The organism is Exilibacterium tricleocarpae (assembly GCF_007004655.1).
GTDB classification, from domain to species: domain Bacteria; phylum Pseudomonadota; class Gammaproteobacteria; order Pseudomonadales; family Cellvibrionaceae; genus Exilibacterium; species Exilibacterium tricleocarpae.
The window spans coordinates 1-7,939 of the sequence record NZ_ML660130.1; the positions used below are offsets into that span (position 1 = coordinate 1).

Consider the following 7,939-nt stretch of genomic DNA (forward strand, 5'->3'; position numbering starts at 1 on the left):
AAGGGTGGGTCCGCCTATGGCGACGTTTATCCGTGTGGCCGGAAATTGCGCCTGTTACCGAATAGGAGAATATTGTCCATTCGATCCTGTTATGACAGTCATAATCCACTTCGATAAAGTCCCAGCGACCGCTCCCGGGTGGGATGAAGGTCCAGGTTTCTGTGTGACGATAATAATCGGGGGGATCGTTGCGCTGGTTGCTAATACCGACCGGGCCGATAATCAAATGATCCGGATACAGGTCGCTGGTTTGTGGTGCCGGAATGGTTACTGCGTGGACTTCTGTAGCTGCTAGCAGGAAGGTCACGACAAAAAGCCGTGAGGCAAAGCGTTTACTAGTGGATTCAGATATAGAAAAAACCTTACTCCATATCTTGATTTTCCTGATTTGAAATTCCATGTTCGTTCTCCCTATCGGTTTTCTAAAAAGGCCAACGATTCAACCTGACCATTTAGTAATACGATCGATTCCAATTCCTTAACAGTGCTTAGAGATAAAGTCTAAAGCACTCTATGACTGATTTTATAGCGCGCAAAAAAAAGGTGGTCTGCGCAACGGTTCTTATTAGCGTTACCTGCCCTCTTACATTTGAGAAATTTATTTCGTTATCAATATACTCACTTCACCAACGGCAACCTCTCACCCATAAGGCTGCCACGCCACATGCGATCCCCATCGATAAACAGCAGCTCGCCATATTGACCCTTCTTCATACTGGCATCTATAGCAACTATCATACCCCGGTGTCGGGTCTCTATGGTTTTCTGTGAGGTATGGCCGACAATAATGTGACTGACCTGAAAGTGCTCCAGCTGTTCTTCCACATCATCTGTGCTTGCCCCATCGGTCCTGAAGTACCCCCTATACCAGACAGGGCCGTTTCTACCGTAGATATAGTTTGCGATGCCTTCTCTCGACTTTTCCAGTTCGTCTTCCACCAGGTGATCTGTAAAGACTGTGTTGATCGAAATCAGTGGATCTGCCATTTCCAGCAGCGAGGGGGAGATGCCGCCATGTACAAACAGCTTCTTGTTCAGCTTGATGGCGGCCGGCTTGCTGCGCAACCAGGTACCCAGCACAGTGTCTGCCCTAAACAGGCTGGCAAAGGGACGCTCCAGCAACTCCGCCACCTGGTGATACTTTTTGTGCGCGTAACGCAGGTCATTGTTTAAAACCATCACTTCGTGATTGCCAAGCAAGATATGCACATGACCACCTGCCACCCTGGCTTGTTGTTCAAGGCGATATAAAAACCAAAGCGCTTCTGTGACTTTGTCGCCACGGTTGAAGATATCCCCGGCAACCATAAAATGGCCTCTACCGAATGCCCAATTGCCCCCGGTGTCAACGATCCCGTTGTTGACCAGTAACTTTATCATCAAGTCAAACTGGCCATGTATATCACTTATCGCCGCGATCGGAAAATCCCCGTTGTACTCCAGTTCTTGCGGGGCTGGATTGAGACTGTTGATTTCGGCTGACAGGCCACATTGCGAAAACGTTTTTGGCAACGCGGAAACGACGTCGTGCTCTCGCTTGACCTGCCCGTCGCAGAGCCAGACTGCCTCGAGTTTATTGTTAGTAAAAGAAATATAAGGACCGTCGTTGATACCGGCGGGTGCGGCGCTGAGTCTAGCCGTCGCCAGTGCAGCGCAAATAAGTGCCAACCAAATACTTGGTGATTTCCCGATAATGCTCATAGTTATCCGTCGTATTAAGGAAATAAAAGGTCCTTCCTCTCCAAAATTGAGAGGAAGGACCACCACCGCAGGCGAACTACACCTCAGTACCTGAATCTCGCACCCATATACATAAACCGGCCCACCCCACCACCGTATCGGCTGTGGAAGTTACCCGTGCCGTCCACATCGATATCGCCGTCATTGGGCACGAAGGGCCCCTGTTCGTCGAATACGTTATTGACGCCGCCGTACAACCTGATATTGGTATCGCCGACCTCCAACGTTTTGGAAACAGACAGGTTATGGGTGACATGTGAGCCGTAGTTCAGGAATTTGGGCCGCTCCGGATTCAGCACGGCATTCGGGTCCCCGCTATCAATCAGCTCTTGATTCTCCGCAAACGCTTCTTCGAGATCATCCACTCTGTTCCCGCGGCTGTCGACCACCGGGCCCAGGTATTTGGCTCTCCAGCGCACACGCCAATCGTCGTAACGCCAGGTGAGCGATGCCGATGCCTTGTCCTCAAACGTGCCCTCTCCCAATAGACCATTGAGATCATTGGTTTCCTCACCGTCATTACCCTCAAAGGTCTCTGTATGCTCAATGACATGGTTGTAGTCAGTCTTGAGCGTCAGGCTACCGTAATTGTCGAAATCGTATTGGTATTGCAACGCAACATCATAACCGCGAGATTCAAGCTTTCCGATGTTGAATACCCGTTGCAGAATTTCGACAATATTGCCGTCTGAGTCACGGGTGATATCATCGCAAAACGGGTTGGGATCGCCCAGTGTGATCGAGGAGTTATAGCACTGATTGATAATATCTTCGTTGCTGATTTGCTCGATCGCATCGTCGATAGTGATGTCGTAGTAGTCGATGGCGAGCTTGAATCCCTGCAGAAAATCGGGCGCCAGGACAAATCCCACCGTATAGGTATCGGCAGTCTCCTCTTCCAACTCGGGGTTGCCGGTGTTGGGCGAGTAACGGTTATTCTCGTCTTCGAAAGTGCCGCCATCAGCTATAACGGCGGCAATTGCCGGCTCCAGGCGACAGTTGGCGTGACCGGGATCGTCGGAGTTCGCTGTCGTGTCATCGCAGATATCATCAAAGGAGTCGAAATCTCCGCGGGGCGGAGACAATAGCTCGGTGATATTCGGTGCCCGTTGTGCCCGGGCATAGTTCGCCCGTATTATGTAACCGGGCGATGGCTCCCAGGTCAGGCCCAGCCGGTAGCTCGCCATCAGATCAATATTGCGAATATTGTATTCGGCCAGACGCAGTGACGTCTCGGCGGTAATATCACCCAGGTACTCGGCATTGGTCAGCAAGGGGACGGCGGCTTCACCAAACACCTCCCACACTTCCATCTCGCCGTCGAAGCTGGGCACCACGTTAAACGTGACACCGCCGAACCGCTGTTCCCTGTTCGTGCGAAGTTTTTGGGTATCCCGGCGGTACTCGAAGCCGACAACCGCCGCCACCGGCCCGGTCGGCAGTTCAAATAAGTCTCCGGCCATATACCCGAGTACATTGACCTGCTCGATATTCGTGGTGATTGTCGGGTTGGCGCGAATCCAGTCGGCCATTTCCGGCGTGATTGAACCAATGCCGAAGATATTCAAGGGCACGCAGCCCTCGGCGCGGGCGGCAGGATCAGCGCATTGAATAGTAACGCCGTCATCAGCAAACTCGGCATCCAGCGCTTGTGCTACACGGATGGTATTCAATTCGTTTAAACGCAATTGCGTTTGTTGAAACTTGCCGTAGCCGATGGAGAGGTCCCAGTCCCAAGTCCCGTCGAACAGCTCTCCCTGTAAACCTGCCCAGGTGCGGATAGTCTCCCGCTCATTATCGGTTGTGACGTTGCCTACTTCAAAAAACCGCCTGTCCCAATTGATGCCATCGCCGTCGGCAGCCGCCGCTATCTCCGCAGGCACGAAAGGGTTATCCGGGGAGATTTCTCCCGGCTCCACCTCGTCCGGCTCGCCTGTCTCCGGGTCGAGCACCAACGCCCCGGAATTCTCAGCCTCATCTTCGGGAGATTTGACATTAATGGATTCATTCAAACTGTACTGAATCTGGAAGTTGGCCCTGAGGCTGTCGGTGATGTCGTAGTTGACTTTGAAGGCACTGGCAAAGCGATCATTGGGGATCTTAAGCCGGTCGAAGATATCGCTGTGGAGACCGTCGCGTTCCTCCATCCAGTCGGACTGCAGACCATCCTCATTGAAGTAAAAACCGCTGTTACTGCCGTCCTCCAGGAATACCCCACCGGCGGTGCCGTCACTGCGATCGCGCCAGTCAGCGGGACTGATATCGCGCATACAGACATCGCCGTTCTCCGTCTGCATGGCGTTGCACATAAGGTCGGTGTCGTATTCATAGTTGGCTTCCAATTGGGCCCGCTTGCGGTCTGTCCGCTCAATGCCGAACTGCCGATCCCAGGTGGTACTGAAAAAGGCATAACCACGGCCGTCGTGGAATTGGCTGCCGAAGCTAAGGTCCAGGGTGAATTCATCGCCGGCGCCCTCATCGGTAGTGCCGCCGCGCATCTCAAATTCAAAACCTTCCTTATCTTGCTCGGTAATGATATTGACAACACCGGCGATGGCATCAGAGCCGTAGATCGCTGAGGCCCCGCCGCTGATAACCTCGACCTGGGCCACCATACCGCTGGGAATGGTGCTCAGGCTGACATAGTTACCGCTATAGCTGTTGGAGACCACACGGCGTCCGTCGATCAAGGTCAGCGTGCGATCCGTACCCAGGTTGCGCAGGTTGATCGTGGACAGGCCGGTGTTCTGCACACTGGACTGTGTGTTGGTATTACTGCTCACCTCGGCTATTGCCGGCAGTTGATCGACCAGAATCTCGGCCAACGAGCCCAGACCCGAGTCCTGGATCTCTTCGGCGTCCATGGTCACCAGGGGGGTGACCGTGTTAAAACTGTCGCGGCGCAGGCGGGAGCCGGTCACCAGGATCTCATCCAACTCCTCGGCAGCGGTGTCGGTTTGCGCCTGGGCATTGACCTGCAGCCCGGGAACGCCGGCGATAATAGCCGCTTGAACGGCTATGGTAAGCAGATTCTTTTTCATCATTTCCCCTATTATGTCGTGTAGCTCTCGATGTCTGTGGCTCTGATTTTTGGGTTTTGTAATCGATGTACTTATCGCGGGCACAGGTTGTGCCCAGGCACGGCTTTGCAGGAGGCGATGAGTTATTAGTGGGATTGGCAGCCTGTCTTATTACCGCGCCCCCATAAAAGTTAACTTGGCGCGCTAATGCAACCTGCTGTAGCTCTATTTTCTATCTATTTATTCTCTATTGTGAAAACTGCTTTTAGATCAATAGGTTAAATTTCAGATAGGGCGCTTTAAGAAGTGACCGGTGCAAAATCCACGGGCTGGAGCAGGAAGGGTAATGATGAATAATACGTCTTTTTTACCCCGTAGAGAGGCGTAATTTATGGAACCGACTCCCCCATAAACACCACACCCCAACCGCAAAAGCGATCCAGAGGAAACTGGCAGGCATGGATCAAACAGGGGCGAAGGCATGGTCTGGGTCAATAAATGCTCTGTCTGTATTAAAGTACTAACTTTCATACATTCAGCTACTGGTAGCGCCGTTTGGCCAATGGCCGGGTAGGCGGTCGATCTGGTAGACGGTCGAGCATGACGGGGCTCGGCTTTTGTCACAGTCAGCACGGTGGAGAACTCTGGCGTAGAGAGTTGTCTCAGTCAGTCAACTGGTTGCCGGGTGGATTGACGCGGCGTAGTGCGTCTTTATAGTTCAGGGGACAGTTCACCTAATTCTAGGTTTTGGCCCCGGCTTTCTTTTCTTTAGCTTTCGCCCCGTTAAAGCCTCCAAATAGTCAACAAACGCTTTGTTACCGATAGGCAGCCCCGTTCTCACGAGGCTGATCGAGTTAAGTAGACTGTTCCAAGAACCCCAATAGGCCCAAATCTGAACACCTACATCTTGCTTAACCTCGCCGACCAAATCCAGATAAAACTGGTAATCTTGTTGTGTAAAAAATGTTTTCATCCGCCGGTTACCACGCTGTGTGACATAATGCGGAAACCCCGGTACGACCAATCGTGGCATCCTGGCCATGATAGTACTCCCTGTATAAAAAGCCAATCTGTCACTGACCAGAACACGAGAATGATCCAGTTAAGTAAACTGTCACCGGAACCCGGGGTAAATAAAGCCATGCGACCAGCCCGAAGGCCCTGCCCTAACTGAACTGGCTAAGAACTGCGGACTCAACCCCACAGCCAGGGGTAAGCCGAAGCGACACCCCTGGCAGGCAGGGTTTTCGGGCGGGGAGGCGTAGCGCAGCGAAGCCGGGGGAGGACTGCCCGGAGCCGCGCCTTTGGCGGCGGAGGCGAACGGACGGTTTGCACTGGCCGCTGGCACGGTGCGAGCGTGGCGGGCTTGTTGCCATTTTTCTTGCAACAAGCATGACATGCGGATAGGTGGGTAGAGTCTCAGAAGATAGCGGTAATGTCCCGGTCTCCTGGCAACACTCTCACTAAAATAAGCCTGGATTCGGTAACAGTGTAATACAGGTTATAGCGGTCAACCGGGAAGCTTTTCAGCCCTTCCGCCAACTCTGGTCGATCTGGCCCAAGGTCGGGGAACTCGGCCAGTGTTTGGGCTTTTGTTTGTAGTTTATCCAGGTAGCGGTCAGCGTTGATGGGCTGGTCTTCTGCAATGTACAACCAGATGTCCAACAGGTCGTCTTCCGCCTCGGGCGAGATTTCCAGCTCCAGCATCAGTTGCTATTCCCGGCTAACGTAGTGCGGCCTTTGGCCTTGATGGCTTCCATATCCAGAGGCTTGCTGCCTTCTCGCTCCAGTGAGTCCAAGCCCTTGTTAATGTCTTGTCTCAGAGCCTCCAGGCGGACAGCCTGCATGGCGTCCCGCTCTTCCATCAACCGCAGGGCTTCACGCATCACTTCACTGACAGAGTTATACATACCAGTCGCCACCTTGGCTTTTACGTAATTTTCCAGTTCCGATGTCAACGATACATTCATGGCTATACCTCGTTTTTTGGGCCAGACTATGCCCGTATTGTAACCATTTATGCTAAAGATTGTCATTTTTCGTTATCGTTTTCGGCTTCCAGTGCCGCCAGCAACTCCTCTTCCGTAACCTCTTCGTCCTGCCTGTTTGGTCGCACTGCCCGCTTCGCAGGGTGTGTCACGTTATAAATCTGCTTGAGCTTCACAATCGATACATGGGTGTAAATCTCCGTGGTGGCCAGATGGGCGTGTCCCAACATCTGCTGGATAAAGCGGATATCCGCGCCGTTATCCAGCATCAAGGTCGCCACCGTGTGCCGGAACAGGTGGCAGGAACCTGTCTTACCGATATCGCCCTGCTTGATGTATTTCGCCACCAGGCGGCTCAGGCGATCCGGGGTCAACGGCAAGCCGTTCGACTCGATAAAGACCTGCTGGCTGTCCGGCTCCACCACAAAGCCCGGGCGGGTATCTTCGAGGTAGGTTTGCAGCCACTCGATAGCTCGCTCGCCAATCGGGACAAAGCGGTCTTTCTTGCCTTTTCCCTGGCGTACTGCCAACACGCCTTGACTCGCGTTGAGATCGGCCTTTTGCAGGTTGACACACTCCATCCGGCGGATGCCGGTACTGTAGAGCACTTCCAGGATCGTCCTGTCGCGCAGGCCTTCCGGGGTTAAGGTATTGGGTTGCGACAAGATAATGTCCACTTCTTCCGGGCTGAGGGTGGCTTTGGGTAGTCGCCGTTCCATCTTCGGCAGTTCCAATTGACTGGCCGGGTTGTACAGTAATGCCCCAACCGTGGCTTTCGTTCCGGCCGTGAACCACTTAAAGGATTCCGGTCCAAAGTAATAGGCCACCGCAATCGCCACCACCGGCTTCAACACCTGATCCCGAAACCGATTCCACCGACTAAACCCACTCGGATCGGTAAACGCCAAGGGGTTATTATGCACATACGCATACCGATTGTACCCCTGGGTACTGGTCACCCCGTCAATCACCGGATCGGCACTGACAAACCGCGCCAGCAGCGGGGAATTCCGGGACAGGGAATTCCGGGACAGCTTACTTAACTCTAGGTTTTGGCCCTGGCTTTCTTTTCTTTAGCTTTCGCCCCGTTAAAGCCTCCAAATAGTCAACAAACGCGTCGTCGCCGATAGGCCGTCCTGTTCGGGCATGCTGCCTTATCGCCGTTAAGTCCGCTGCCTTTTCTTCGACTGA

Annotated in this window: 6 protein-coding genes; all 6 read right to left on the minus strand. The window is 53.2% G+C overall.

The window, feature by feature from the left end; genetic code table 11:
• Positions 1-400 (minus strand): hypothetical protein (locus FKG94_RS28180; RefSeq protein ID WP_142930290.1); only part of this gene is annotated, 400 nt, incomplete at its 3' end.
• 218 nt (positions 401-618) lie between these two features.
• Complete coding sequence (locus FKG94_RS28185) at positions 619-1,701, minus strand: metallophosphoesterase (protein WP_142930291.1); 1,083 nt, start codon at positions 1,699-1,701, stop codon at positions 619-621.
• An 83-nt stretch (positions 1,702-1,784) separates the two neighbouring features.
• Entirely contained in the window at positions 1,785-4,781 is a 2,997-nt protein-coding gene (locus FKG94_RS28190) for a TonB-dependent receptor plug domain-containing protein (RefSeq protein WP_142930292.1), read from the minus strand.
• 1,398 nt (positions 4,782-6,179) lie between these two features.
• Positions 6,180-6,467 (minus strand): type II toxin-antitoxin system RelE/ParE family toxin, encoded by a 288-nt coding sequence (locus FKG94_RS28200; RefSeq protein WP_142930294.1) that lies wholly within the window; start codon positions 6,465-6,467, stop codon positions 6,180-6,182.
• Positions 6,467-6,730 carry a type II toxin-antitoxin system ParD family antitoxin gene (locus FKG94_RS28205; RefSeq protein WP_142930295.1) on the minus strand — a complete coding sequence of 88 codons (264 nt, stop codon included), beginning with the start codon at positions 6,728-6,730 and terminating at the stop codon, positions 6,467-6,469. The genes FKG94_RS28200 and FKG94_RS28205 overlap by 1 nt, the downstream gene beginning before the upstream one ends.
• Before the next feature lie 62 nt (positions 6,731-6,792).
• Positions 6,793-7,782 carry a tyrosine-type recombinase/integrase gene (locus FKG94_RS28210; RefSeq protein WP_342779130.1) on the minus strand — a complete coding sequence of 330 codons (990 nt, stop codon included), beginning with the start codon at positions 7,780-7,782 and terminating at the stop codon, positions 6,793-6,795.
• Positions 7,783-7,939 lie beyond the last annotated feature (157 nt).

What these genes read in the sequence shown, in the direction of transcription:
- FKG94_RS28185 (WP_142930291.1), bottom strand. Translation starts at nt 1,701, where the DNA reads ATGAGCATTATCGGGAAATCACCAAGTATTTGGTTGGCACTTATTTGC.
- FKG94_RS28190 (WP_142930292.1), bottom strand. Translation starts at nt 4,781, where the DNA reads ATGAAAAAGAATCTGCTTACCATAGCCGTTCAAGCGGCTATTATCGCC.
- FKG94_RS28200 (WP_142930294.1), bottom strand. Translation starts at nt 6,467, where the DNA reads ATGCTGGAGCTGGAAATCTCGCCCGAGGCGGAAGACGACCTGTTGGAC.
- FKG94_RS28205 (WP_142930295.1), bottom strand. Translation starts at nt 6,730, where the DNA reads ATGAATGTATCGTTGACATCGGAACTGGAAAATTACGTAAAAGCCAAG.